The organism is Streptococcus sp. Marseille-Q6379, assembly GCF_965119505.1.
In genome coordinates this window covers 892,275-917,423 of record NZ_CBCPLV010000001.1, presented here as the reverse complement: position 1 = coordinate 917,423, position 25,149 = coordinate 892,275, and the positions used below count along the sequence as shown (strand labels likewise).

Sequence of the window (25,149 nt, the reverse complement as noted above, 5' to 3'; positions counted from 1 at the left end):
TTAAAGGAGGTACTATTCTTTGGATGAATTGTATACAAGAATAAGTAAGTCTACAAAACACGTGTTATATCAGTACATGAAGGATCATGATATTTCGTTACTAAATTATAATTTCAACTACTTCTTTCAACACTGTATTCAGAAAAATCAGATTCAAGTAATTAGTCATCATTTTTCTAATCACAAGATAGAAGGTTTGACAGTAGTTGATGAATTGGGAACTAGTTTCTCTTATGAAAGAGATAACCTAAAAGTAAAGCAGAATTTCACCTTATGCCATGAGTTAGGGCATCTTATTCTCAAACACAAAGGAAATTATTTTGCAGAATCAATTGATAATCAAGAGAACTTGCTTGAGCGAGAGGCAAATATCTTTTCGGCTGTGGTATTGATGCCAGATATTGTCCTTTTATCAAAAATATACTATAGTTGCAAGACCTTCCATCAAGTACAAAATAGTCTCGAAGTTTCAAAACAGGCTTTATTTTTTCGTCTTTTGGACTTTCTACGGGAATATCATTCTGATAATGATAGTGAAATCAAACAAGCAGTTGAAACATATATTGAAGGGAAGAACGCTTCTATTTTTCACTTGTTTCATAATATTAAAGAACAAATTATCGAGGAGTTCCATCAGTTTCAACGTTTCCTTATTAATCAGGTTAAGCAGAGAGTTAGTAAAGTAGGCTTTGCAACGAGTATAGAATACCCAGATTTATTGAACCAAGATAACTGGAAAGCAATTAAAGCAAGTAGTATTAACATAAAGACGTGGCTTGTTTATAACAAAGGAAAGTCGATTGCATATGTTTGGGATAAAGAAAAATTCTCAGATGAAGAGGCAAGAAAAAAGGCAGAATTACAGTTACTATTAATGTGAGGTGAACTATGTATCAACCAGAAAAACTAAAAGCTCGTAGAAAAGAGCTAAAAATGACTCAAAAAGAGATAGCAGATCGATTAGGTATCAGCTATCAAGCTTATTCAGCATGGGAACGTGGAGTAAAAGAACCATCCAAAGAGAAAGTAAAACGACTAGAACAAATACTCAGAGTACCAAAAGGATATTTTACGGAGATTGAAATTGTTCGTTTGTATAATACATTGTCGAATAAAGGTAAAAATCAAGTAGTAGAATATGCTCGTGACTTGGTGCAAAAAGAGAAAACACAACAAGTAATATCAGTTTCAGAAAATCTCTATGAGTACCATGTATACGAAAAGATGTCGGCTGGTATCGGTGCATCAGTTTACGATGATCGAAACTACGACACTGTCTATTTCAATGAAGAACTAGCTCATGATTTTGCCTCATGGGTATCTGGAGATTCCATGGAACCCAAATATCATAATGGTTCAGTAGCTCTTATCCGTGAGACAGGTTTTGATTATGATGGAGCAGTATATGCTGTAGTGTGGAACTTTCAGACCTTTATCAAGAAAGTCTACCGTGAAGAAGAGGGGCTACGCCTAGTTTCTATTAACAAGGCTTATAAGGACATCCATATTCCTTATGATGAAAACCCTCGTATCGTGGGTAAAATTGTAGGAGACTTTATGCCATTAAAGGTGTAAGTTAGGAGAATACCATGGGAATGACGTATAAAGCAAAATTAGAAAAAGCTAAAATGGGGAATATTACTATCCCCTCAGAAATTTTAGAAAAAGATATTGTGGGCGTATATAAGTTTTTTGCCATTTTAGAAGATGAAAAAATCTGTTTTTATATTGGAAAATCAACTAATATCAGAGAACGATTGTTGTCTTCAAACGGCCATATTCATTTGTTTTTTAAAGAATCAGAGAAGTTAGTACCATCTGAAATTAAATATTATCTTGATCAAAATTATGAGATTTTAGTTGAAATAGAAGAGGTTGATTACTTCGATACGGACTTTAGCAGAGCATCTCATCGACTTTCTTTGGCTGAAATAACTGAAATTGTTAAATATCAAAGTATGGGACAATGTTTGAAGCAACTACCAGAAGGCATAGGAAAAGGTGAAAGGGAATATTGGGAAAACAACTATAAAAGAGATAGATAATGGGCTATTTTGATTGTTCACGAGAACCAAAATCTGATATTGCTTTTGTGGATATGAGATCTTTCTATGCTAGTGTTGAGTGTGTGGAACGTGGATTGTATCTTTTAAGGACCTCGCTTTGTGTGATGAGTAGAGCAGATAATTCAAACGGACTTATCTTAGCTTCCTCTCCAATGTTCAAGAAAGTCTTTTGAGCACCACAAGAGGCGAAGTCACAAACTCCGCCTCCTTCTACATATTTTTTGTTATAATAGAATATTTTATTTGAAATATCAAGACTTATGCTTGATAAAGCTAGAAAACTTACCCTTTTCCAGCAAGAATATCTGATACTTTATACAATCCTGGGGAATATGTCCGACCAAATAGTTTTTTCGTCAAGGCATTAAACGTATAATGGTCATCTAAAATCAAGACTTCGTCATACGTTTTTAAGAGTGCAATAAAGTCATCGTCTGTTAAATTGGAATCATCTCTAGTATCGATATTTTTATTGCTGAGGTAATAACTTGTTGCGCTGTCGCTGTATGATGCCATTAAATCTAAAAATTTTTGGTCAACCGACACAAAATTTTCTCTGGCATCAACATTGACATCCCACAGATAATAACGACTAGCATATTGGGCAAAATAATTATCTACATTCTCCTTATCTGCTGTTACAACCAAAATTCTATCCGTTGACGAATTACTCTGACTTCCAGTAAACTGACGAATTTCTTTTGCGACCTCGTTTGTTTCCTGATTGTTATTGTAAACAATGCTATTATTTTCTGACAAGAACATTCCAATGGCATAAACTGTCAAAACAAGGCTCGCGTATTGGTACAAGTGTTTATTAAATAAGCTCTTGTAAGACCTAGCATTACGTTTACTAATGATTTTTTCATACAGACACTTGTCCATTACCCATGCTAAAGCCATGGTCAAACAACCAAAAGCAAAGATAACGATGCTCGAAGCATAGCGCTCAAATCCTGCTAATTCTAACGCTTCATCAGTCGGCATTGCTGTCAGATACATGAGTAAAATGCCAATATAGTAAGTCACAATCGAAATATTAACAAATCCCCAAGTCAACAAGACAAATTTCTTATATTTCAAACGAATGCCAATCACAATAAAGGCAATCAGCATAATCAGATTGATTATCAAAATTCCATTGCTTGCCAAACTGTCAAACGTGAACACCGATTTGACAAAAAGAGTGATAATTTTTTGTGGGACGCCTGACAGATTTCCAGTCAATACCTGACCAAGTTCTGACATGGACACCGCATGCTTGGCACTTGAGGCATTTGGGAAATTATCCGTCACATGCTTTTGCCAAATAACAAAAGGAAGACAGCTGACCAGCAAGGTCATTATGAGCAGCACTAGTACTTTTAAACGTGCTCTTTTACGAACAAGTAAACGCACAATACAAACCACATAAACTACTAAAACGAGAGCGACAAAGAAAAGTCCACTTACTTTGACGATACTTAATAATCCAAGAATTACCGCCGTATTTAGCGACAAAAACCAGAAACGATTACGATAGACAAAACAACCTGCTATGGCTGCCAAGGCCAAGGCCGGAAGCAGAAAATCAACCAGCAAATTATTTAATCGAATAGCAACGTTGAACGTATTAAAAACAGCAAACGAAGCAAAAATCATGCTAACCATTAAGACACGTCGATCATCACGAAGTGCCGCAAACATGGCATAAAGACTGGAAGCAATCAAGAAGAATTGCCCGACCAACATACTACCTTCTGAAAAGCCTACGATAGTCGTGAAAAAATAAATGAAAAGTGAACTTCCAACAGGATAGGTATAATAACTAATAATCGTATCCTGCTGTGTTGGCAAAGCATTATTGATATGGAAAAATTTTACAATCGTTGCCCAATGCGTAAAATTATCATAATGTAAAAGCGGTGAATGCCAGAGCGTTATTCCAAACAAAAGCAAATAAGCCATCATTCCAAGCGCAATATAATCAAGTCTCCTAAAGCGATATTTCTTTTTCCATACCGCCCAAAGATAATAAAGACTCAAAAGACAGCCCAAAACAGAAATGGCATACACGGTCTGCAACATAAAGCCTAACAGACTACCAAGGTACAATACCAATGTAATGACTGAAAATGTAAACACCCATGTCAGACTGCGATTCATCTTCACAGTATTACGGAAAAAGGCATTGTACCCCATGGTAATCACAAAGAACAACAGTAATCTAGCAATACTAATCATACTCTCCCTCTCCATTCATTTGCTAAGGCTTTAAAAGCAGGTAAGCTATCCAAATCCGCTAAATTGGTAACTCGATAAAGCGACTCGTCTCTATCAGTATCATAGGACACAAAAGTCAACTGAATTGGCAAATCTTTGTAGGTAAATGCGACATTCGGTTCTTTTTTAGGATTTGTCAATTTTCCAGAAAATGTCATGTAATAATAATCTGTCTTTCTAAGCTGGCATTTTTTTCCAGCAACATGAACCTCTTCATTGACACGAACTTTCGGAAAAGCTACTTGGTCATAGGCTGAAACAGGACGTTCATTATTTTGGAAACGTTGACTAAAGTTCTCAAGTAAATCATCCCATGTTGTCATCCAAGGGTCTTTTTCCTTCGGAAGATTGTGATTAATGCGGTCATAAATGTACTGATAAAATTCGCGCTTATCAGCTTCAGGAACTTCTGAAAATTGAACGCCGTAGCGCCAACCATTATCAATCGCAAAAACACGAACAACATGACCTTTTACCCTCGCATGGTAATCACGTGATTGCAAATTAAGCGTCAGTTCTTTTTCTTTCGGCAAATACAATGGTAAATCCGTATAGAATGAAATCCCCGTTTCTGAAATATCACAGACTCTCACTTGGTAAGAATCATCATCAACCTCAATAACCATAGCTTCATCAACAGTAAAACGCTCACTTGAGCGATAAATCGGACGACCAAGCGCACAGAAAATCGCAAAGGTCAAATTGATGATATGATAAATCAACCAAAAACTGATAATACTTCCATAAAAAAGCTCTGAACCAAATTTTCCATAGTTAAAAGTCACCAAACCATAAACGGCTAATCCCCATAAAACAAGATAAGGAAGCGCATAAAGGTACAACGTCCACGACGTATAATTTCCCTTACGTGTCACCTTAAATTTTTTATTGCTAATGCCAAAGGACTCCAGCATCATGGGAATAAACAAATACGGAGCAAAAATCGTTTCCACAATTTCTCCCCAAACCTGTGTTTGGTATTTTTTTGAGACTTCTCGCATTGACAAGCGTGTCAAGGCGAAACTTGGCAACCAGAATAGGAACAGTAGCCAGATATTTGACACCACCACACGCACATGGAAAACCGTAAATAAAATCGGTGCCAAGATATACAATAACCGTCTAAAGAAAGACCACCAATAAAGATAGCCATTAATATAAACAATTCTTTGCCCCATTGTCAATTTGGGATTAAAGAAGATATTCATATTGTAGCTACTGCGAATAACGCCACGTCCCCAGCGCACGCGCTGTTTGATGACACTCTTCAAATCTGTTGGCGTTAACCCGCTAGCCATTGGACTTTTCGTCGAATAATTTACATAACCAGCCGCATTTATCCGAACACCTAGCTCGAAATCCTCCGTAATGGTATCTGTCGGAAAACCACCAACATCTTCAATCGCCTTGCGGAAAATAAGCGTATTAGACCCCGTATAAAGCGCTGCACCGTGCGAATTATTGAAAACATTAATTTCTTTGGAAAAGAAATCTTGTTCGTTTGGTAAGGTTGATTCTGAAAACAAGTTAAATTGGAAAATATCAGCATTGTAAAAACTTTGTGGCGTTTGAATCAAACCAACTTTTGACTTATCATAATCGTCACCATTTTCATAAGCCTCAACTTGTTCAACAAAATAAGGCACAGTTTCCAACAGGAATTCACGATAAGGAATCATATCCGCATCAAATGTCGCCACCAAAGGTGATGACGTCTGACGTAAAGCATTATTGTAGTTTCCTGATTTGGCATCTTTATTATCCGCCAAACCAAAATAACCAACACCAAGCTCATCAGCCAATTTGGCAACTTCTAGACGATTGGTATCATCACAGACGTAGATATGCACCTTAGACTTATCAGGATATTCCATAAAAGTGCAGGCATTAATCGTCTTATAAAGCAACTCTGGATCCTCATTATGCGTTGCAATCAAAACATCCACATCTGGGTAACGCTCCTTAGCAATCTCAGGCTTTTCAAGCTCAAAGTCCTTTTGCTTATTCCAAATGAGAATGTAGCCTGTAATGGCTGAAACTACCTCACTTCCCCACAATAAAATCCCAAAGATCAGCGCAAACCATGAATCATGCCACGGAATAGTCGCCACCAAACGCCAAGTTAAATAAAAGGCAGTCGTTACAAATGCAACGAAATAGAGTATCCTCTTACTAGTCTTCATTCTCACCTCCACTAAAAATCAAATGTTTTTGCACAAAATAACTGACAATGAAAAGTGTAGCGTCAACTAAAATCTTCACCAATGAAATTGACAGCGTCGTCAAGGCATTTCCTAGAACTGTTACCAATAAACTTGACAAAACAATCTGTACTACCACCAAAGTGAAGTATTTTATCGCACTATTTGATTGACCTTGTTTAAAGACCACCTTATGATTCAAGGTGAAATTAACAACAGATGATATCACACGCGCTAAAATCGAAGCTAACGTCACCGCACTAAAACTCAATCCATTAAACAAAGAAATTAAAATCGTAAAAGCAACAATATCAACCAAGAAGGAAAACAATGATGAAAAAATGTACTTGAAGAAAACCTTGTAAATTCTAATCGAGTCACGAATCACATCAAAATGCGACGACTGATTTTCATCCAAATAAATCGTTGCAATGCCAACTTCACAAATCAGAATATTGTCCTCTTTTGCCTCAAGTAACATATTCATCTCAAAATCATACCGTTCACCCTCCACGGTTAAGAGTTTTGGCAACCATGACATAGGAATCACACGAAGTCCCGTTTGCGTATCAGAAACGTTCACACCTGTCATAGCCCCCAAGACGTCTCTTGTCAATAAATTTCCAAATTTACTACGTAAAGGAACAGATTTTTCAAATGTTCTAACACCCAGCACCAAACGATCAGGATGTTGCAAAAATTCAGCCAAACATTTCATCATGTCTTCGTAGGTGTGTTGACCATCAGAATCAATCGTCACAATTCCTTTGGCATTAGGAAAATTGTCCAAAATATATGAAATAGCCGTTTTTAAAGCACGACCTTTTCCTTTATTATCAGCATGTCTTTGCAAATGACAAGCATAGTTACTCTGCGCTATTGCAAATAACGGTGCAAAATTAGCTCCACTACCGTCATCGACTAGAATAATGTCAAACATTTGATTTTCCTTATCCCGAATATTTTTCAAAAGTTCCAACAAACGGTCATCAGGTTCATAGGCAGGAATGACAATAACAACATCTTGAAACATCATTGATGTTCTCCTTTCTGACTTTTAATTTCGTACATTTTCTTATCAGCTATTGCAAAAAAATCAACGAAGTTTTTATGTGATTGATAAGAGTTCGTATAAGCACCTAAAGATGCTGTAATCCCCATATCTTTGAGAGTCATTTCTGCTTGAACAAGTTTTATTAAAAATTCAGCTTGATTTTCAGAAACTCCAGGGAGTAAAACCGCAAATTCATCTCCACCTAACCTTGCTATTACAGCACTTTCAGGCATTATCTTCGTTAAAATATCACCAAATTCAATTAGAATCTTATCTCCCGTAGCATGTCCAAAGGTATCATTTGCTTTCTTGAATTTATCCAAATCAGATATAATAACCGTAATTTGTTCTTCTTTACGTGTCAGACATTCCTCAAAAGCAAGCTCAATATATCGTCGATTATGAACCCGTGTTAAAACATCTTCGTATGCCATCCTCTGTATTTCAAGTTCATGAAGTCTCTGCTCTGTAACATCAAGAACAAAACAAGAAACACCAATCACTTTTTGGCGATTGTTATAAATGGGAGAATACATATTTTGCCAGTAAAGCGTTTTGTCGCCTGTCTTAATAGTATCCATAAATATAAATGTTTCACCCTTTTTCGCACGATCAACATTTGCTTTTAAACGCGCAGCATCTTCACTATTAAGATAATTCATTGGAAAGTCACCAATTTTGGGAGTGAAATAAAAGATTTCTTCCATGAGCCGAATATCATTCTTATTAACCGCAATAAAACGATAATCTAAGTCTACAGCATAGACGTTAATAAGTTTCGAACTCTGTAAGATAAAGTGGGATAGCATATGCTGTCCTCGATTAAGGTAAGATGCTAGGGTCCAAAGAACTAGTATTCCTATATAGATTGCTAAAACGATGGGATTATCACGGTCAATCAAAACATCATCATACACTAAGCGCATTAATAACATTAACGCAGCAAAAATACTTAAGTACGTTAACAATCTTTGATACTTGATTAAAAAATCACTTACTTTTCCTAATACCATTACAGCCTCACCATTCTAAGTAGTTTTAATACCTTCAGCATCCAAACTGTCTGTAACAAAACGTCCTGTAATAGTATTAATGGTTTCTTGATGTTTTTTCAACTCAAGAATTAACGGCGCCATCTTAATTGCCTCTGGTCTTGTCCCAAAGACAACCATAATATTTAATTTTCCCATAAGATCCCCCCTATGACCTATACGAAATCAATATAATATTGACAAATAAGACTCTACATTATCACTTTATTATCCCCAATAAAAAGGAAAATGAGTTATCCTTTCTCCAAAAGCATTAAAGGGAATGCCCTCGCTATTGGTCTTGTTTTGCAAATGATGTAAAGTAGATAAAGAAAAAGGTCTCAATAAAAAGACTATCATTACGTATAAAATTCAAGAAGTAAGACAAGAAAACTAAGTCATATCATCCAAGGATATCAATTGTTTTGAGATTTTCTAGTCTTCTCCCCCGAATTTAAAAATACACTATTTAATAAATAAAAAAACTGCAGGAGAAAAAACGCTTTGCTAATAAAAGTGTTTTTGAATCCAGCAGTATTGCTAATTTACATATATTTCATAAAAACTTCTCCCCATTTTAAAGAGCGTCCCCTTTACTTACGCTCTATCCCTATCTTACAAATCAAAACATCGGTATGATAAAGCTATCCCAATACCATATCACATAGCACCAAGTACCAACAAGCAATCATTCAACTCTCCCCAAAAGAGTTAAAATATTACAAACAGGTTGGCTTCGAGTTACTACTACCCATGTTCCCTATTCATATAGACACTATAATTATAGCATGTTATTTTTATTTTTCAACTTTTTTTCAATTTTTTATTATTTTAATGTATGTGACAACCATTATAATGAAGTCGTTTGAATTAAACGTTCCTACTTAACAAATACTAATCAAATGATATTTTTCTATATTTTAATAAATAATAATTAAACAGGCTTTTGTATTTAAATGGCTTTGCACATAAAAAAATCAGAATTCCTATTAAAATTCTGATTTTTTATTTCTAATTCTATTTCTTAATGATTGACGGCTTCTTTCAACGCTTCAACCTTATCCAATTTTTCCCATGGAAGATCGATGTCAGTACGTCCCATGTGACCATAGGCTGCTGTTTGACGGTAGATAGGACGTTTAAGATCAAGCATTTGAATGATACCTGCAGGACGCAAGTCAAAGAGATCACGGACAGCAGCTTCAAGTTTGCTTTCAGCAACTGTCGCCGTTCCGAAGGTATCAACACGGACAGACACAGGATTAGCAACACCAATAGCATAAGCCAATTGTACTTCTGCTTTCTTAGCAAGACCAGCAGCTACGATGTTTTTAGCAATATAGCGAGCGGCATATGAAGCTGAACGGTCAACCTTAGTGGCATCCTTACCTGAGAAGGCACCACCACCGTGTCTTGAGTAACCACCATAAGTATCAACAATAATCTTACGACCAGTCAAACCAGAGTCCCCTTGAGGTCCTCCAATAACAAAACGACCTGTTGGATTGATAAAGAATTTTGTCTCGTCATCCAAGTATTCGACTGGAATAACTGCTTTAATGACTTTTTCAATGACGTCTTGACGAATTTGATCGTTAGTTGCTTCAGGATCGTGTTGCGTTGAGATAACGACTGTATCAACACGTACTGGTTGGTCATTCTCATCATACTCAACAGTAACCTGAGATTTAGCATCCGGACGAAGGTATAAAATCTCACCAGATTTACGCAAATCTGCCAATTTTTTAACCAATTTATGTGAAAGGCTAACTGGAAGTGGCATAAACTCTGGAGTTTCATCGATAGCAAAACCAAACATCAAACCTTGGTCACCAGCTCCGATAAGATCAAGTGGATCTTGGTCACCAGTTCCACGAACTTCAAGTGATTCATTGACACCTTGAGCAATGTCTGGAGATTGTTCGATCAATGATGGGTGAACCCCAACAGATTCTGCTGCAAAGCCATATTCTGCATTGTTATAACCAATTTCAGCGATAGTATCACGAACCACACGGTTAATGTCTACATAAGCTGTTGTAGAAACTTCACCGAAAACGTGGACAGAACCAGTGTAGACAGCTGTTTCTGCTGCAACGTGTGCATCTGGATCCTCTGCTAAAATCGCATCAAGAATGGCATCTGAAATTTGGTCTGCAATTTTATCTGGATGCCCCTCAGATACAGATTCAGACGTGAAAAGTTTACGTTCTGACATATAAAATGTCCCCCTTTTAATATGAAAAATAGTATTAGATAGAACAGATTTGACCGTCTCCTAATAAGTAAAACGCTATACTCCTAATAGAGCTAGACGCCGTTAAAAAGTTACAAAGAACCAACAGCCAACCCTAGGATGACTGTTGCCTTATCGGGACTTAATAACTACCTTCCATTATATCATGTTTTTTCAGTCTAGTCATATAGTTATTTATTATCAAGCCTTATCAATAATTTATAGTGAGCATTTTACCATCTTTTGTATTATACTTAGGATATGAAAACTTATGAACACGTTTATGACATCTTATCGAAGAGTCCTGACTTTGTGACGGGAGAGAGTTTGGCTAAAAGCCTTGGTGTCTCACGGACAGCTATTTGGAAGGCAATCCAAACACTTCAAGAACAAGGAATTGACATTACAAGTGTACGGAAGAAAGGCTACTATTTAGAAAAGGGAGATATTCTTCTTCCTCAAGACATTTCTAAACAACTTAACATTCCAGTCTACTTTAATCCAGATTCTAACTCTACCCAACTTGATGCTAAACATGGCATGGAAAAGAATAATCCGACGCCCGCACTTTATCTGGCATCAAGTCAAAAAGCGGCCAAAGGACGATTTGATCGTCACTTCTTTGCCATTCCACAAGGTGGTATCTACATGAGTATCCACTTAAAGCCAAACTGTCATTTTGCCGACTTACCACCTTATACCATGATGGCGGCAGCAGCTATTGTCAAAGCGATCCAGCGTCTAACCGGTATCAATACAGAAATCAAATGGGTTAATGACATTTACCTCAACAACAAAAAAATGGCTGGTATTCTTACCGAAGCCATTAGTTCTATCGAATCTGGTCGCATCACAGATGTCATTATCGGGGTTGGGCTTAACTTCTCAATCAGTGATTTTCCTAAAGAGTTAGCCAATAAAGCTACTAGCCTTTTTACTTCTGAAAAACCAAGCATCACTCGAAACCAGCTTATTTCAGAAATTTGGAAGCTCTTTTTAACCATTCCAACTAGTGATTTGGTTAAAGTCTATAAAGAAAAGTCCCTCGTTTTAGACAAACAAGTGACCTTTGAACAAGCTGGAAAGACTTATACTGGTGTTGCTAAAGAAATTGGCGACAAGGGCCAACTTCTCGTTCTTACTGATGATGGTCAGGAAAAATGGCTGAGTGCTGGCGAAGTGAGCCTTACTTCTTGGTAGACTTGTCGGCTGCACGCGCAATGCGTGAAACAACATAGGTTGTCCAAAGACGACGAAACAATAAATAACCAAAAAAGGCTGTAAAAAAGTAATAGCCGTGCTGTAAACTGTAATTAAAACAAACCGTTTCAAAAATAGTTTCAAGCGTAATAAACAAAATTTGTTGAATCATAAGATTATTATATCAATAGATAGAGCCTAGGACAAGCAGTCTAGGCTCTTTTCATTTTTACAAGGATAACCCTTTCAAATATCAGATTCAGAAATCAAACAAATAATACTGAGTTGTCTCTCTTTCTAATTTCTAGACTTAGACCTAAAAAGGTCCACTGGAACTTCCTCGCTTTTTCATTTCTTGGCTCGGACCTAAAAAGGTCCACTGGAACTTCCTCGCTTTTCTATTTCTAGGCTCGGACCTAAAAAGGTCCACTGGACCTTTTTAGTCCTCTATTTCTACAACATCAGAGAGAAATTCGAGTTCTTGCGGGATATATTCTTCACGATCTTCTTTTTCTAGTTCTTCCTTGGATTTGAGGCTTCGTGCAAATTCTGTTCGGAGTTTTTCAAATTCTGCTTTTGGAACAGCCATAATATTGGGTGAGAAACCGGCAGCTGAACTCATGATATTGCCAAATATATCATTGAGATCACTGCGTTTCATGACCTGTTCAGCATTAAAGGCAGCATTAAAGGCCAGGATGGCATTTTCCTGATTGGCTAATACAGGCTCAGATCCATTCAAAAGGGCCCTATTTTGTGGGCTAATAGAATCCAAAATTTCAGGCCAAGTTGCCTTTAGGGCATCCAGACATTGGCGTGATTTCTGGGGATTTTCCATGGTTTCACGCATAATAGTGAGAATCTTTTCACGATCCACCTTATACTGATAAGCAGGTTTGGCTTTTCGAGTTGGTGCTACTTCTCCTTGGACTTTGCCCTCTTTAAGAGCTTTACGTAGGCCTTCTACTTCACGACGAAGACTATCTAACTCTTCTTGTAAATTTCCTGGAATTTCTTGTGACATCTGACTATGGGTTTCTGACAATTTTATAGTCAGCATCTCCGCATAGATTTTAGGATGTGTTCCAGTTTTAATTTCTGGCAAGGCACTTGTAACCAGGTCAATCAATTGGAAAAGTCGGTCTTGCTCTAGAGAAAGATTCTCTTCAAAAAGGGGACTATGATGACTGTTCTCTCCACCCGCTTTGACAATCAAAAGATCACGGAAATACTCCAAGAGATCAGTCGCAAAACGGCTCATAGACTTACCATTATCAAAGAGGGTTTCGAGATTTGATAAAGCTTGCGTAGTATCTTGATTGCGAACGTTAGCGACGAAACTATCCAAGGCTGTCAAACCAATAGAACCAGTGATTTCTTCAGCTACGGCTTGGCTGACATGATTGTCAGGAGACAGACTCAGTGCTTGGTCTAAGATTGACAAAGCATCACGCATACCACCTTCTGCACGACGAGCAATAATAGTCAAAGCCTCATCATCAAAGGTCAGTCCTTCTTTTTCCAGAATTGAAGCTAAGTGCTCTTTAATAGCTCCCTGTTTGATCGATTTAAACTCAAAGCGTTGGACACGAGAAAGGATAGTTGCTGGAATCTTATGTAATTCAGTGGTCGCTAGGATAAAGACCACATTTTCAGTTGGTTCTTCCAAAGTCTTCAAAAGAGCATTGAAAGCACCTGTCGAGAGCATGTGAACTTCGTCAATAATATAGACCTTGTAAGTCGCACGACTTGGGGCATAGGTCGATTTGTCACGAATTTCACGAATCTCATCAACACCATTATTGGATGCCGCATCAATCTCTATAACATCTTCGAGACTACCGTTTGTAATATCGCGACAAATATCACAGTGATTACATGGCTCCCCATCAACTTGATTAGGACAGTTCATAGCCTTGGCAAAGATTTTCGCCGCACTAGTTTTACCGGTACCACGCGGCCCAGAAAAGAGATAGGCATGGCTGATTTTCCCTGACTCTACCGCCTGTCTTAGCGTGGTTGAAATCACTTTTTGACCAACCATTTCGCCAAAGGTCTGACTACGGTATTTACGATATAAGGCTTGATACATTAGTTTACCTCAAACATTCCAAATGTAAGCTCGGTTTTCTCGAGTAGAATTTTGACAAATGCTTCAAGATAATCTTGGTCTACGTCGTTATAGTCTCCTACTTGGTGAGAATCCAAATCGAGAACACCAACTAATTTGCCATCTTTTACCATTGGTACAACAATTTCACTTCGAGCAGCGGAATCACAAGCGATGTAATTAGCGTGTTTGGTAACATCTTCGACAATTAAGGTTTTATTTTCTGCTGCAGACTGGCCACAAACACCCTTACCTAGGGCAATTCGAACACAAGAAACATTGCCTTGAAAAGGGCCAAGGATTAACTCATTATTTACATTATCCATCAGGTAGAAGCCTGTGAACACAGAATTTGGTAGAGTTGTATTCAAGAGAGCCGAGGCATTAGAAAAGTTGGCCAGAGCATTGTCTTCATTGGCAAAAAGTGCCTTAGCCTGAGCTAGCATTATTTCATAGGCTGATTTTTTTTCTTCGTTAGTCATAACTACCATTATAGCAAAGATAGGTCCTTAAAACTAAGATTGACCTACCTTTTCTCCTTCCCTTTCATTTAAAAATATTTCAAGATCATGAATGACATTTTCAGGATATTCTGGACTAGAAATCTGATAAAACTTAACAGTCATCCGATTTCTGAACCAGGTTAATTGACGTTTAGCAAATCGACGCGTATTTTGCTTAAGTTTTTCCAAGGCTTCATCCAAGGTCTGATTCCCAGCAAAATAAGGAAACAACTCCTTGTAGCCTATACCACGAGCTGACTGCGCGTCAGGATAATTATCATAAAGCCACTTAGCCTCTTCCAAGAGTCCAAGTTCAACCATCTTGTCCACTCGTGTATTGATACGGTCATAAATCAAGGAGCGTTCATCATCTAATCCGATAAGAAAGGGGGCATAAGTTGTCTCCGTATTTTCAAGATTCTCCGAAAAACGATGAAGCTCAAGTGCTCTAGTGGCACGACGTCGGTTAATCTCCTTAATCTCAATACCCAAGTCATCGATTTTGTCAAAAAGTTCCTGATCAGATAATTGCTCTAATTCTGAGCGATAGGCTAAAACCTGTTTCTGGTCTACCTGTCCTCCTAAATGATACCCTTCTATAAGGCTTTGTAGATAGAGACCTGTTCCTCCTACTACAATAGGCAGCTTACCACGACTAACAATATCAGTAATGGTAGCCTCAGCCTCTGTTACAAAATCATAGGCTGAATAAGACTCATCAACATCGCGAACATCAATCAGATGATGCACTGCTGCAGCCTGCTCTTCAGGAGTGGCCTTTGCGGTTCCTATATTCAATTGTCGGTAAACCTGCTGGCTATCTCCTGAAATAATTTCTCCATTAAAGCGCTGGGCCAATTTAATCCCAAGCGCCGTTTTTCCCACAGCAGTAGGTCCAGCCACTACAATAAGTTTGGTTTTCATAATGTTTTCACTTGCTATTCTAGATATTTTTTTAGATAATATAAGCATATTATAACATATACGGAGGATAGTCTCATGGCTAAAAAACATTCATTCGCTAAAGGTGTCGCTACTGGCGTTATCGGAACTGCTGCTACTGTAGCAGGTGCTGTCTTCGCAGTTAAGAAAACCATTATCGAACCAGAAGAAAAGAAATTGGCTTTCATCGAAGAAAACCGTAAAAAAGCAGCTCGTCGTCGTGTAAGCCGCTAAAACTGATGACCAGGGAAACCTGGTTTTTTACTGTAATTTTTACTCTTCATCTATGACTAAGAACGGAGCCAATTTGAAAAGAAAAAAATATAATATCATTACCTTCTCTTTGCTAGCTTTCTTCTTTCTCTTTGGTTTTTTATCAAAACATTTAAAAGAACCTGTAAAGCCCGCAGCAAAAACGCATCACATCTCTCACACCCTTTCATCAAAAAGTAGTTCATCTCATAAAAAAGAGAAGACCAAATCTTCAACTACTACTTCAAAAAAAGATGCTAAAGACGAAAATAAAGATCAAGCATCTCCTTCTGTTCAAGCACCAAATCAAAAACAAAACAGCCAAACATCCCACCAAGATGGAAATCAAGAAAAGTCCAAGCCTGCTGAAGGTGGACGAGGTTGGGGCGGACCAGAAGATGGCTCCTATGCCACAAACGGAGGAGGCGGTGGAGGTCACGATGCAGCCTTCGCCGCAGGTGCTGGTGGAGGAAGCAATCACGCAAGCTCAACCGATCAGAGCAATGAGTGGGTTGACGACGTTGATAACAATCCTTACGAGTACCCACAAGCTTCATCAAGCACAGATACAACTGCCAATTCCAATTAATGAGATAACAAAATACTAATCATCACCAGTATTCTATTTTAAACCCTAGTTAGGACTAATCCTGACTAGGGTTTTTCTTATAAAAAAACACCTATAGTTCAATAGGCGTCAAATAGATTTAGCTTAAATTTGGGGCAGATTTGGGGCAGAATAGCTTAAAACCGCATGGTTAAAGGCTTAAAAATGTCCCCTGCCGGAATCGAACCAGCAACGACTCCTTAGGAGGGAGTTGTTATATCCATTTAACTAAGAGGACTTATGAAAAAATCTGCCACGAGGACAGATTTTTTATGTGAAATCTGTAAATTATTTACGGATTTCTTTGATACGTGCAGCTTTACCTTGCAAAGCACGCAAGTAGTAAAGTTTAGCACGGCGGACTTTACCGTAGCGTACAACTTCAATCTTTTCAACACGTGGAGTGTGGATTGGGAAAGTACGTTCTACACCGATACCGCTTGAAATTTTACGAACTGTGTACATTTCTGAGATCCCTTGACCTTTGCGTGAAATAACTACACCTTCAAAGATCTGGATACGTTCGCGAGTTCCTTCGACAACTTTCGCGTGAACGCGAACAGTGTCACCAGGACGGAATGATGGGATGTCAGTACGAAGTTGACCTTCTGTCAAACTTTGGATCAATGGATTCATTTTTATATACTCCTATCTTACTAATCTTAAGAGCAACCTCTGTGTCTCAGCGGATTAGCCGTTATTTTTGTGTGTCCATTACACACTCTTAGTATCTTATCAAAAAATTATCAGGTTGTCTAGTATCTTATTGCATTTCTAGCATTTTTTGTTGCCCATAAATGCTCGTCTTATGATTGATGAGATAAGCAAAAGCCATGACAATCGCATAAGGAATTGCATTGACGGGACCAAAGACTTCAACGCCAATGAAAATAGGCGCTAAAAGGGTATTGGTACTGCTTCCAAAGACAGACAGATAGCCTAGACCTGCTACAAGTGGAATTGGAAGGCCTAGAACTGGTGCTAAAACAGCACCTAGACTTGCTCCGATGGCAAACAAAGGAGTTACTTCCCCTCCTTGGAAACCAAGAGATAAGGTAAAGACGGTAAGGAGCAATTTCAAGAGCCAATCCAATGGATAAATGGTACCACCACCAACACTTAAAGCAATCAAATTCGTTCCAAGACCTGTATAGCGTCCCTTCCACAAAATCAAAAGAAGACAGGTTAAGACGACACTTCCTAATAGAACACGATAATAGGGATTTGGGAGCAGACTTGCCACTTTCTTTTTAGCTACTGATAAGAGATAAGCAAAGAGATTTCCTACTACACCAAAGACCAGACCTAAAAGAGCTAATTTAACAAAGGTCCCAATGTTAATAGTCAAACTATCGGATACAAAGTGACTAAATTTTTCAAGACCTAAAAGATGGCTTGTTGTACTAGCCACAAAAGATGCAATAAGAGTTGGTACTAAAATTGGAAGGCTTAACTGTCCCAGGATCAAGACCTCAAGAGCAAAGAAGGTCGCAGCGATTGGTGTTTGGAAGAGCCCTCCAAAACCAGCTGCCATCCCCATGGTCAAGAAAATGCGTGAAGCATTAGGGATCTTAAAATAGCGACTAAAAGCATGGGAAACTGTGGCTCCGAGCTGAACAGCAACTCCCTCACGACCTGCAGATCCCCCGAACAGGTGGGTCAGCCATGTGGTCACAGTCACAAGTGGAATTAACCTTAGGGGGACTTGATCCTCCTCATTATGTCCTACCTTGAAAATCAAGCCCATTCCCTGTGCTGCCTTGCCAGCAAGCTTTTGATAAAGGTAAACTATCAAAAGGCCTGCTAAAGGAAGTGCTGGGACCAGATAAAAGATATGATGGTCACGAAATTCCGAGAGTCCTATAAGCACGCGCCCAAAAACAGCATCAATCAGTCCAACCAGCACCCCTAACAAGATTGCATAAAGACTTAACATTACTAAATGTAAGTAAGAAAGACCTTGACTATCACTTAATTGTCTTACTTTCATTCTAGATGCCTACTTTTTTTCCAGCTTACTTGCTTGATAAATACGTGAATGCTTCATAATATCCGCAAAACTTGCGACGATAGCTTCTTTATATTCGGGATTAAGGACACTAGCGCCTACCTTGTCTAACAGGGCCTGCTCTCGTTCGGGATCATAAATCGCCTTTCCTGTGCGTTGTTTATAAGCACTTACTCGAGTTACCAATTTCATACGTTCTTCCAACAAAGCCACAATCTCATTATCAACGGTGTCAATCTGTTGGCGAATCTCATTTAAGTCCATACTGACCTCCTTTTTTCTCTTCATTATAACAAAAATGACCTGAGGACAAAAGAGCCTCAAGCCATTGAATTGCTTATAAAAAGAGTTTTCTTACCTGACTGATATTACTTTCATTAACAACCAAATATAAGGTTGCTCCTGCTTTTAGACGTGTGTCTCCATGAACAACCTCAGACTGGTCTTGAAAAATCTGAGTGGAAATCAAAACCCCGTCAGGTAAGGTTAAATCCTTAACCAATCGACCAGCTAAACTATCTGTAACTGGTAAATCAATCATCGTCGGTATATTATCAACTTGTTTTGGTTCGTGGGCAATCAGATTGTGAAGCATGACTTCATAGACGGGTTCTCCTCCCATGAAATCCATGACGAGATAGGCAATCAGAGTCACAACTCCGATTGTCATCAATTGGTGAAGGTCACCCACCATCTCAGTCACTAAAATCATAGCAGTTAGCGGTGCCTTAGATACCGCACCGAAATAACCAGCCATACCAAGAATGATAAAAATAGGGAACTGACTGACTTGTAAGAATCCTAGATTTTCAAAAGCTACCGCAAAGACGCTACCAGAAAGAGCACCTAAAGTCAAAATCGGCAAGAAAATCCCACCAGGAAAACCTGAACCAAAGGACAACATACTCCAAATAAAGCGAATAGCCAAGTAGAGGATGGCCACAGTTAGAGCAGGATGTAAACCATTTAGGGCAAGAATCAATTCATTCCCACCACCTAAAAGATATGGAAAATAGAGGCCTATAGGAATGATAAACAGAACTGCCAGAAGGCCATGAAAATGAGATGGCAAGTGGAAGATTTTCCCTAACCCTTGGTAGACCTTACCAATACGTAAGACAACCCACTCATAGCCGTATCCAAGCACACCTAGAAAAATCCCCAAGACAATAAGAATCCAATAATCTTTCAAAGGAAATACGGGTAATTTTTCTGTCATAGCAAGAACCGGAACCTGACCAAAGATCCGTAAGGAAACAGCATTAGCCACTAAAGATGCCGTTAAAGCTGTCACCCAAACATGACGCGAGAAATGATGATAGACTTCTTCGACGACAAACAAAAGACCGGCAATCGGGGCATTAAAGGCAGCCGATAACCCTGCTGCCGCTCCTGCAGCAATCAAGACACGCTTTTCACGTGCAGAGAGCTTAAGACTCTCAGCTAAGCCCTTAGCAGTCATAGCACCAAGTTGAATACTAGGGCCCTCACGTCCCAGCATAAGTCCCATTGAAATCCCAAGGGCTCCACCTAGGAACTTACGCCATAATACTGACCACCAAGACGGATGTAAGAGCCCCATCAGTTCCCCTTCAACATGGGGAATTCCTGAGCCCTTGATGTCTTTTTCCTGCTTGATAAGGTAACCAATAAAAAGTGCAATCAAGAGATTAACCAGGACAATTCCCAAAATCAAAAGTGGATTATGAAGGGCGTCTTTGTATATAGCTACAGAAAATGCGGCCCCTTTGGCAATTAACCAGCGAAAAAGACTGACCACTGCTCCTGCCGTCACCCCCACTAAGAGCCCTCGCCAAACGGACCAAAGAAGATGTTGAGATTGCGTCCTAAAATCTCTTTCTATTTCATTCATAAAAACTCCATTTTTAACTACAATAAAAGCAGACTTTACTCTGCTTTTTTCTTATGCTAATGCTTCTGAAATTTTTTCAGCGAAAGCTTCGAGGTTCTCGATATCTTCATCTTCAGCAGAAAGATCAACCTTGACACTATCTGCTCCTTTAGTCGCCCCTGTGAAAGTGAATTGATTTTCAAATTCATCAACTGAGTGACAGAAATAATCGTAGAAAGTATCTCCTGAACCTACAACACCAAAGATTTTACCTGACAAATCGAGATCAGCCAAATCTTCGTAAAAGTCAACGATTTCATCTGGCAACTCACCATCACCATAAGTGTAAGTCGCTACAATACAGATGTCCGCATCTTCAAAATCAGCGGCATCAACCGTTGTACACTCGTCTACATCTACAGTGTGACCCAATTCTTCCAATTTTTTAGCAACGATATCTGCGATTTCTTCCGTGTTACCGGTCATACTGGCATAAACGATTTTTGCTAAAGCCATAATGTCCTCCAAAATAATAAATTAGCTATATTATATCATATTTCTTCAGAAAATAAATGACCTAATAACTCAAAAAAACTGCCCCGATTGGCAGTTTTAAATTGACATTAATTCTTCTTTTTAGACTTTTCTTAGGTGAGTACGGACGCTAGCGACTTCCTATGGAATTCCATAGCTAAGTTTTGAGCCAAGTGTCTCAAAACTTCCGAGTGCCTAAAGCTTTTAAACTTTAGGCACTTTTCTCACAGCGAAAAGTCTTGGCTACAGCTCGCTCTGAAATTATCAAAGGAACTATCTCATTTCATCTACAGAAAGTATTCTATGTTTTGATAGCCAAGTCACTTGTTAGAGGAAACTAAAACTGCCCATCAGGACAGTTTTAGATTTTGTAAAAGTTCAAAATGTCGATAGACTAGCCATAAGCCAACACCAACTAACAGAATGATAATCACTGCTCTCATGAGACCTCTAAGAAAAGTCAAGAGCCAAGTGAGAAGCATAGAGGTGATTAGCCAACTCCATCCAGAAGCACCGTAAAGGGTTTGAATACTCTCTATGGAATGACTAGTCAGCGTTTTTACCCAAGTGGGAATATAAATCCAAATGCCATCACCTGATAAGCCCAAACGATTGGCAATCATGGTTCCTGTTGTTTGCAACCAAGTAAAGACCCCAGCATTGAAAAGAAAAAGGAAGGTTTGCATGGGGTAACGTCTAGCAAGGCGTTTCAAATAGCGCATGACAGCCCCTCCTTAATTAGCATAAAGAGCATGGACCGTATCAATATCCACCTGTTGAATCCCGTAATAAGATCCAGCGGATTGCATAACGGATGTCTTAGAGTCATCATGGTCTAAGCCAATAGCATGTCCCAATTCGTGTTCAGCCGTATTAACAATACGCTTGTGAGTATAACCAAAATCACTATTCAAGAGGAAGTAACGATTTAACTTTACATCCACATGAGTGATGCGATTGGTCAAAATATTGGTTTGACTATCTGCTAAACCTGCTGCCTGTGAATTCGCATCGGAATAGTCTGTCGCAACAATGTCAGCCGTTGAGGCATCATCAGTTAAAGTAAAGATGAAAGCACCCGTGTTATTCCAGTTGGTGATAGCTTCCTTATAGGCGGCTACCAAGGTTTCGTCTGTAGATTGTATATAGATGCTGGCTGTATTTTGCGCCCATCTAGCTCCGTTAGACTCTGGAATAGTATCTGTCGTTGATAGGTTAGAGACAACTTTCTCAACGTCACTAGTACTGGTACCACTAAACCCTAGCTCTACTTGATGAAAGGCTTGGTTAATATTTGTGGCTAAGGTACTTGAAGAGTTATTGGCATAGTAGACGAGTCCATACCCAATAAGGGCTAGCACTAGGGCAAGTTTAAATATAGCCCAAATAAGATTCCAAATAAATTGTAAAAGAAGTTTGGGAATATAAAAGATTACTCTGAATAATTTTTTCATTATTGAGCCTCCTTTTCGAAACTTCCCCTAGTATATCAAGCTCTAATAGTTCTGACAAGTAAAAAATATCACTTTAAGCTTTTATAATCTCTTTGATAAGATGTTACAAACTTGACCTATTAAGACAAACGTTCTTCTTTAACGTAATCAATAGGTAACCATTCTAAGTAGGCTTCTAGTTGTTTTTCCCAATAATACCATTCATGTCTTCCATGGTCCGTGCGGTAGTCAATGTCCAAACCAAGAGCTTTCAAATCAGCTACTGCTTTGTTTTGAGAGTCAAAAAGGAAATCCTCAAGACCACACCAGGCAAAGAATTTAGTTTTCTTGTCATGTTGTTTGGCTAGATTGACCAGTTTATGCTGCTCAATGTCTTTTCCTTCTAAATCTCCAAAGACACCTTGCCAGTATTCCTTAGACTCACTCGTTTCATCAGTAATCATCTCCACTGATAATCCAAGGGCACCAGAGAAGGAACCCGCACAAGCAAAGTTATTTGTCGTTAAGGCGAGTTTGAAAGACCCATAGCCACCCATAGAAAGTCCAGCGATAAAAGTCTTTTCACGCTTCTTAGTCATACTTGGGAAGAAACGTTGCATGACTTGAGGAAGCTCCTTAGCAATGGCATCGTAATACTTAACACCGTATTTGGTATTTGTATACCATCCATTTTCAGAGTTAGGCATAATAACGATAAGATTAGTCTTACGAAGGAGACGCTGAATATTGGTACGAAAGGCCCAAGAATTATGATTGCCCCCCATGCCATGAAGGAGATAGAGAACCGGAATGTCCGTATCACTTTCCGTTTCAGCAATCTGGTCGCGGTCTGGATAAATGACATCTACTTGACGGTACTGTCCTAGAACATCTGAAGAGTATTCAATTTGAAAAAAAGCCATTGTATTTTCCTTTCTAAATGTCAGAAAAGCTGGGGTATCCCAGCTTCTGCTTTAAGAAGAAAATCTTGTTGAGATTTACCTCTATTTCGATGAATGCAAACAAGACGCTCACACCCTTATTGTAACATCAATGATTAACGTACTTCCATGACTACCGGAAGAATCGCTGGGCGACGTTTAGTTTGGTCAAAGAGGAACTTAGCTACATCGTCTCGGACAGCTCCTTTAAGTTCACCCCAATCGAAGCTGTCTCCTGCTAAGTAATTTTCAACGGTAGCATTGACAATGTCAGCAGCCTCACGGAGAATGTCACGGCTCTTCTTAACATAGACGAACCCACGTGTATTCACACGCGCTTTAGAGACAATCTTACGTTCCTTCTTGTTCACAGTGATAGCTACGATAAAGATACCATCTTCAGACAAGACCTTGCGGTCACGAAGGACGATATTACCAACATCACCAATGGCATTACCGTCGATCATCACATCACCAGCTGGAACAGCTCCTTCATGAAGGAAACCTTGATCTTCAGACAAATGCATGATATCACCGCGTTTAACGATATAAATATTTTCTGGAAGAATACCAACTTCCAAGGCTAACTCTGCATGGGCTTGAAGGTCACGGTACTCACCTTGGACAGGGAAGAGATAATGTGGACGAAGGAGATTAATCATCAATTGAAGTTCACGAGCATTGGCATGTCCAGATACACGAAGGCTCTGCGTAATCATCTTAACAGTTCCACCAGCCTTATAGATAGCGTTGTTGACACGTGCCACTACAGCTTCTTTAGCAATGCTTGGAGTTGTTACGATATAAACCAGATCTCCATCTTTAATTTGAACGTAACGGTGACGACCAACAGCCATCTTTTGGAGACCATCGATTGGTTCACCCATACGACCATTTTCAAGGATAATCAACTCGTGGTCTTCAAACTTGTTCATGTCTTTTGGTTTGACAATAAGTTTTTCATGCTCCACAGTCAATTTTTTGAGACGGATGGCTGTGCGGACAATATTTTCAACGTCAAAACCAGTAAGAACAACGCGACGTCCGTGATCAGCAGCTGAATCGAAGACTTGTTGAATACGTACCAAGTTTGAGGCAACTGCAGCAACAATAACACGTCCTTCTGCATCGGCAATGACTTGGTCAATTTCTTGACCAACTTCTGCTTCCGAAGCTGTTTGTTCAGTACTTGTCGCATTTGCTGAATCTGACAAGAGGGCCAAGACACCTTCACGTCCAATTTCAGCCAAACGACCTAAATCAGTTTTGTAGTAAGGACGGGCAGCTTGGTCAAATTTGAAGTCACCAGTATAGACAATATTACCTTGGTCAGTTCCAAGAACAATCCCCATTGATTCTGGAATAGAGTGCGTTGTTTTGAAGAATGAAACTTCAGCATTCTCAAATTCAATTTCAGTTTCTGCGTCAATAACATGGAAATTATTGAATTTCTTAACGCCAGCATTCTTCACAAAAAGCTTAGCCAACTCAATTGTGAGTGATGATCCAAAAACTGGTGCTTTGACTTCTTGCAAGATATAAGGTAGGGCACCAATGGCATCGGCATGTCCATGCGTCAAGAAAATCCCTTGGATACGATCTCTATTTTCAATCAAGTAATCTAAGTTAGGAATGACAAAGTCAACACCTAGTTGTTCATTTTCAGGATACTTTAGACCAGCATCCAAGATAAAGATAGAGTCGTTAATCTCAACAATATAGAGGTTCTTAGCATTTTCACGTACTCCACCTAGGGCAATAATTTTAATATCGCTCATGCTTGTTTTTCTCCTTTTTAGTTTGACTCTCTTCTAGAGCCTATTTTTACAGACGGTCCAAGAAGCTGAACGTTCGTGCGAACAGTCTCCTTGTCGATTTACAGGCCACAACAAAAAGTTGCATACTCTTTAAGTATAC

25 protein-coding genes, 1 tRNA gene and 1 pseudogene are annotated in these 25,149 nt (G+C 38.8%); 7 read left to right on the top strand and 20 right to left on the bottom strand.

Annotation, left to right across the window (positions count from 1 at the left end; all coding sequences use genetic code 11):
* Positions 1-19 precede the first annotated feature (19 nt).
* From ACWPVZ_RS04560 to ACWPVZ_RS04545, 4 genes and pseudogenes are all read left to right on the top strand, one after another.
* Complete coding sequence (locus ACWPVZ_RS04560) at positions 20-880, top strand: ImmA/IrrE family metallo-endopeptidase (RefSeq protein ID WP_454381135.1); 861 nt, start codon at positions 20-22, stop codon at positions 878-880.
* Between the two features lie 8 nt (positions 881-888).
* Positions 889-1,575, top strand: coding sequence for a helix-turn-helix domain-containing protein (locus tag ACWPVZ_RS04555; protein WP_454381133.1), 687 nt, complete (start codon positions 889-891; stop codon positions 1,573-1,575).
* Positions 1,576-1,589: 14 nt separating this feature from the next.
* The gene (locus ACWPVZ_RS04550) at positions 1,590-2,045 is read left to right on the top strand and encodes a hypothetical protein (RefSeq protein WP_454381131.1); all 456 of its coding nucleotides are present in this window, start codon (positions 1,590-1,592) and stop codon (positions 2,043-2,045) included.
* Positions 2,045-2,236: pseudogene (locus tag ACWPVZ_RS04545) on the top strand (DNA polymerase); the annotation flags it as partial. The gene ACWPVZ_RS04550 and the pseudogene ACWPVZ_RS04545, both read left to right, overlap by 1 nt.
* Positions 2,237-2,348: 112 nt before the next feature.
* On the opposite strand, the gene ACWPVZ_RS04540 reads toward ACWPVZ_RS04545, so the two are convergent.
* The 6 genes from ACWPVZ_RS04540 to metK form a co-directional block, all read right to left on the bottom strand.
* Complete coding sequence (locus ACWPVZ_RS04540; RefSeq protein ID WP_060972324.1) at positions 2,349-4,289, bottom strand: hypothetical protein; 1,941 nt, start codon at positions 4,287-4,289, stop codon at positions 2,349-2,351.
* Positions 4,286-6,511, bottom strand: a complete 2,226-nt coding sequence (locus tag ACWPVZ_RS04535; RefSeq protein ID WP_454381129.1) for a glycosyltransferase family 2 protein — start codon at positions 6,509-6,511, stop codon at positions 4,286-4,288. The genes ACWPVZ_RS04540 and ACWPVZ_RS04535 overlap by 4 nt, the downstream gene beginning before the upstream one ends.
* Complete coding sequence (locus ACWPVZ_RS04530) at positions 6,501-7,565, bottom strand: bifunctional glycosyltransferase family 2/GtrA family protein (RefSeq protein ID WP_195413973.1); 1,065 nt, start codon at positions 7,563-7,565, stop codon at positions 6,501-6,503. The genes ACWPVZ_RS04535 and ACWPVZ_RS04530 overlap by 11 nt, the downstream gene beginning before the upstream one ends.
* Positions 7,562-8,596, bottom strand: coding sequence for a sensor domain-containing diguanylate cyclase (locus ACWPVZ_RS04525; RefSeq protein ID WP_195413972.1), 1,035 nt, complete (start codon positions 8,594-8,596; stop codon positions 7,562-7,564). The genes ACWPVZ_RS04530 and ACWPVZ_RS04525 overlap by 4 nt, the downstream gene beginning before the upstream one ends.
* A gap of 15 nt (positions 8,597-8,611) precedes the next feature.
* Positions 8,612-8,773 (bottom strand): UDP-N-acetyl glucosamine 2-epimerase, encoded by a 162-nt coding sequence (locus tag ACWPVZ_RS04520; protein WP_008535356.1) that lies wholly within the window; start codon positions 8,771-8,773, stop codon positions 8,612-8,614.
* Between the two features lie 865 nt (positions 8,774-9,638).
* Positions 9,639-10,832: a methionine adenosyltransferase gene (gene metK / locus ACWPVZ_RS04515; protein WP_454381126.1), complete on the bottom strand. Its 1,194-nt coding sequence runs from the start codon at positions 10,830-10,832 to the stop codon at positions 9,639-9,641.
* Positions 10,833-11,111: 279 nt separating this feature from the next.
* On the opposite strand from metK, the gene birA reads away from it, so the two are divergent.
* Positions 11,112-12,050 (top strand): bifunctional biotin--[acetyl-CoA-carboxylase] ligase/biotin operon repressor BirA, encoded by a 939-nt coding sequence (gene birA / locus ACWPVZ_RS04510; protein WP_004182623.1) that lies wholly within the window; start codon positions 11,112-11,114, stop codon positions 12,048-12,050.
* Here the strand turns inward: birA and ACWPVZ_RS04505 are convergent.
* The 4 genes from ACWPVZ_RS04505 to miaA form a co-directional block, all read right to left on the bottom strand.
* A complete protein-coding gene (locus ACWPVZ_RS04505) occupies positions 12,037-12,222 on the bottom strand; it encodes a DUF3272 family protein (RefSeq protein ID WP_002883500.1) in 186 nt (61 codons plus the stop codon). The two genes, birA and ACWPVZ_RS04505, sit on opposite strands and share 14 nt — an antisense overlap.
* Positions 12,223-12,489: 267 nt before the next feature.
* The gene (gene dnaX / locus ACWPVZ_RS04500; protein WP_454381123.1) at positions 12,490-14,142 is read right to left on the bottom strand and encodes a DNA polymerase III subunit gamma/tau; all 1,653 of its coding nucleotides are present in this window, start codon (positions 14,140-14,142) and stop codon (positions 12,490-12,492) included.
* Complete coding sequence (locus tag ACWPVZ_RS04495) at positions 14,142-14,642, bottom strand: GAF domain-containing protein (RefSeq protein WP_282186302.1); 501 nt, start codon at positions 14,640-14,642, stop codon at positions 14,142-14,144. The genes dnaX and ACWPVZ_RS04495 overlap by 1 nt, the downstream gene beginning before the upstream one ends.
* A 33-nt stretch (positions 14,643-14,675) precedes the next feature.
* On the bottom strand, positions 14,676-15,587 hold the full coding sequence (gene miaA, locus ACWPVZ_RS04490) for a tRNA (adenosine(37)-N6)-dimethylallyltransferase MiaA (RefSeq protein WP_454381120.1): 912 nt from the start codon (positions 15,585-15,587) through the stop codon (positions 14,676-14,678).
* A gap of 75 nt (positions 15,588-15,662) precedes the next feature.
* Here miaA and ACWPVZ_RS04485 point away from each other — a divergent pair, with 75 nt between their 5' ends.
* A complete protein-coding gene (locus tag ACWPVZ_RS04485) occupies positions 15,663-15,839 on the top strand; it encodes a DUF3042 family protein (protein ID WP_002883513.1) in 177 nt (58 codons plus the stop codon).
* A 73-nt stretch (positions 15,840-15,912) separates the two neighbouring features.
* Positions 15,913-16,446, top strand: a complete 534-nt coding sequence (locus tag ACWPVZ_RS04480) for a hypothetical protein (protein ID WP_454381117.1) — start codon at positions 15,913-15,915, stop codon at positions 16,444-16,446.
* A gap of 184 nt (positions 16,447-16,630) precedes the next feature.
* Here the strand turns inward: ACWPVZ_RS04480 and ACWPVZ_RS04475 are convergent.
* The 10 genes from ACWPVZ_RS04475 to ACWPVZ_RS04430 form a co-directional block, all read right to left on the bottom strand.
* Positions 16,631-16,702: transfer RNA gene (locus ACWPVZ_RS04475), tRNA-Arg, on the bottom strand.
* Positions 16,703-16,752: 50 nt separating this feature from the next.
* Positions 16,753-17,100: a 50S ribosomal protein L19 gene (rplS, locus tag ACWPVZ_RS04470; RefSeq protein ID WP_002883489.1), complete on the bottom strand. Its 348-nt coding sequence runs from the start codon at positions 17,098-17,100 to the stop codon at positions 16,753-16,755.
* A gap of 127 nt (positions 17,101-17,227) precedes the next feature.
* Positions 17,228-18,454, bottom strand: coding sequence for a voltage-gated chloride channel family protein (locus ACWPVZ_RS04465; RefSeq protein ID WP_454381114.1), 1,227 nt, complete (start codon positions 18,452-18,454; stop codon positions 17,228-17,230).
* A gap of 9 nt (positions 18,455-18,463) precedes the next feature.
* Positions 18,464-18,736 carry a chorismate mutase gene (locus ACWPVZ_RS04460; RefSeq protein ID WP_004182630.1) on the bottom strand — a complete coding sequence of 91 codons (273 nt, stop codon included), beginning with the start codon at positions 18,734-18,736 and terminating at the stop codon, positions 18,464-18,466.
* A gap of 73 nt (positions 18,737-18,809) precedes the next feature.
* Positions 18,810-20,345 carry a chloride channel protein gene (locus tag ACWPVZ_RS04455; protein WP_454381112.1) on the bottom strand — a complete coding sequence of 512 codons (1,536 nt, stop codon included), beginning with the start codon at positions 20,343-20,345 and terminating at the stop codon, positions 18,810-18,812.
* A gap of 51 nt (positions 20,346-20,396) precedes the next feature.
* Entirely contained in the window at positions 20,397-20,840 is a 444-nt protein-coding gene (locus ACWPVZ_RS04450) for a flavodoxin (RefSeq protein ID WP_002888085.1), read from the bottom strand.
* A gap of 368 nt (positions 20,841-21,208) precedes the next feature.
* Positions 21,209-21,580 carry a hypothetical protein gene (locus ACWPVZ_RS04445; RefSeq protein ID WP_347101061.1) on the bottom strand — a complete coding sequence of 124 codons (372 nt, stop codon included), beginning with the start codon at positions 21,578-21,580 and terminating at the stop codon, positions 21,209-21,211.
* 12 nt (positions 21,581-21,592) lie between these two features.
* Positions 21,593-22,312, bottom strand: coding sequence for a matrixin family metalloprotease (locus ACWPVZ_RS04440; protein WP_454381108.1), 720 nt, complete (start codon positions 22,310-22,312; stop codon positions 21,593-21,595).
* 119 nt (positions 22,313-22,431) lie between these two features.
* The gene (locus ACWPVZ_RS04435) at positions 22,432-23,214 is read right to left on the bottom strand and encodes an alpha/beta hydrolase (protein WP_061652391.1); all 783 of its coding nucleotides are present in this window, start codon (positions 23,212-23,214) and stop codon (positions 22,432-22,434) included.
* A gap of 134 nt (positions 23,215-23,348) precedes the next feature.
* Entirely contained in the window at positions 23,349-25,010 is a 1,662-nt protein-coding gene (locus ACWPVZ_RS04430) for a ribonuclease J (RefSeq protein WP_211180921.1), read from the bottom strand.
* Positions 25,011-25,149 lie beyond the last annotated feature (139 nt).

Bases quoted from the DNA above. Each gene is read 5' to 3' on its own strand.
- ACWPVZ_RS04555 (WP_454381133.1), top strand. From the start codon at position 889: ATGTATCAACCAGAAAAACTAAAAGCTCGTAGAAAAGAGCTAAAAATG.
- ACWPVZ_RS04550 (WP_454381131.1), top strand. From the start codon at position 1,590: ATGGGAATGACGTATAAAGCAAAATTAGAAAAAGCTAAAATGGGGAAT.
- ACWPVZ_RS04540 (WP_060972324.1), bottom strand. From the start codon at position 4,289: ATGATTAGTATTGCTAGATTACTGTTGTTCTTTGTGATTACCATGGGG.
- ACWPVZ_RS04535 (WP_454381129.1), bottom strand. From the start codon at position 6,511: ATGAAGACTAGTAAGAGGATACTCTATTTCGTTGCATTTGTAACGACT.
- ACWPVZ_RS04530 (WP_195413973.1), bottom strand. From the start codon at position 7,565: ATGATGTTTCAAGATGTTGTTATTGTCATTCCTGCCTATGAACCTGAT.
- ACWPVZ_RS04525 (WP_195413972.1), bottom strand. From the start codon at position 8,596: ATGGTATTAGGAAAAGTAAGTGATTTTTTAATCAAGTATCAAAGATTG.
- ACWPVZ_RS04520 (WP_008535356.1), bottom strand. From the start codon at position 8,773: ATGGGAAAATTAAATATTATGGTTGTCTTTGGGACAAGACCAGAGGCA.
- metK (WP_454381126.1), bottom strand. From the start codon at position 10,832: ATGTCAGAACGTAAACTTTTCACGTCTGAATCTGTATCTGAGGGGCAT.
- birA (WP_004182623.1), top strand. From the start codon at position 11,112: ATGAAAACTTATGAACACGTTTATGACATCTTATCGAAGAGTCCTGAC.
- ACWPVZ_RS04505 (WP_002883500.1), bottom strand. From the start codon at position 12,222: ATGATTCAACAAATTTTGTTTATTACGCTTGAAACTATTTTTGAAACG.
- dnaX (WP_454381123.1), bottom strand. From the start codon at position 14,142: ATGTATCAAGCCTTATATCGTAAATACCGTAGTCAGACCTTTGGCGAA.
- ACWPVZ_RS04495 (WP_282186302.1), bottom strand. From the start codon at position 14,642: ATGACTAACGAAGAAAAAAAATCAGCCTATGAAATAATGCTAGCTCAG.
- miaA (WP_454381120.1), bottom strand. From the start codon at position 15,587: ATGAAAACCAAACTTATTGTAGTGGCTGGACCTACTGCTGTGGGAAAA.
- ACWPVZ_RS04485 (WP_002883513.1), top strand. From the start codon at position 15,663: ATGGCTAAAAAACATTCATTCGCTAAAGGTGTCGCTACTGGCGTTATC.
- rplS (WP_002883489.1), bottom strand. From the start codon at position 17,100: ATGAATCCATTGATCCAAAGTTTGACAGAAGGTCAACTTCGTACTGAC.
- ACWPVZ_RS04465 (WP_454381114.1), bottom strand. From the start codon at position 18,454: ATGAAAGTAAGACAATTAAGTGATAGTCAAGGTCTTTCTTACTTACAT.
- ACWPVZ_RS04460 (WP_004182630.1), bottom strand. From the start codon at position 18,736: ATGGACTTAAATGAGATTCGCCAACAGATTGACACCGTTGATAATGAG.
- ACWPVZ_RS04455 (WP_454381112.1), bottom strand. From the start codon at position 20,345: ATGAATGAAATAGAAAGAGATTTTAGGACGCAATCTCAACATCTTCTT.
- ACWPVZ_RS04450 (WP_002888085.1), bottom strand. From the start codon at position 20,840: ATGGCTTTAGCAAAAATCGTTTATGCCAGTATGACCGGTAACACGGAA.
- ACWPVZ_RS04445 (WP_347101061.1), bottom strand. From the start codon at position 21,580: ATGCGCTATTTGAAACGCCTTGCTAGACGTTACCCCATGCAAACCTTC.
- ACWPVZ_RS04440 (WP_454381108.1), bottom strand. From the start codon at position 22,312: ATGAAAAAATTATTCAGAGTAATCTTTTATATTCCCAAACTTCTTTTA.
- ACWPVZ_RS04435 (WP_061652391.1), bottom strand. From the start codon at position 23,214: ATGGCTTTTTTTCAAATTGAATACTCTTCAGATGTTCTAGGACAGTAC.
- ACWPVZ_RS04430 (WP_211180921.1), bottom strand. From the start codon at position 25,010: ATGAGCGATATTAAAATTATTGCCCTAGGTGGAGTACGTGAAAATGCT.